1 protein-coding gene is annotated in these 293 nt (G+C 50.9%); it reads left to right on the plus strand.

Annotated elements, in window-relative coordinates; genetic code table 11:
* Positions 1-21 precede the first annotated feature (21 nt).
* Positions 22-293: hypothetical protein (locus PZH32_RS13440; RefSeq protein ID WP_275208755.1), on the plus strand; the 272-nt coding region annotated here is incomplete at its 3' end.

Raw genomic sequence — 293 nt, forward strand, 5'->3', positions numbered from 1 at the left:
GCCCATGGTGCAGGATTTGTCGTGGACTGGGATGAAGTCGAAGAATATATGCACATGGAACGCACACTGGATCAGACGGGAGAAGAAGGACTTGCGGAAGTCACACTTCCGAAGCGGCGGCATTCCAGTATTGAACTGACACAGGAGGAACTGGATGCAATTTATGTAAGAACTCCTGATCCGGTGAAGCAGAATCATGGTCCGGTGACAGTCTGTGCAAAGGAAAAGGACAGAGAACCGGGCAGTGCCTATACAGATCCGAAATGGGAAAGACGCAGACGGGAAAAGGAAGG

It is taken from the genome of Adlercreutzia equolifaciens, from assembly GCF_029076695.1.
Classification (GTDB): domain Bacteria; phylum Actinomycetota; class Coriobacteriia; order Coriobacteriales; family Eggerthellaceae; genus Adlercreutzia; species Adlercreutzia equolifaciens_A.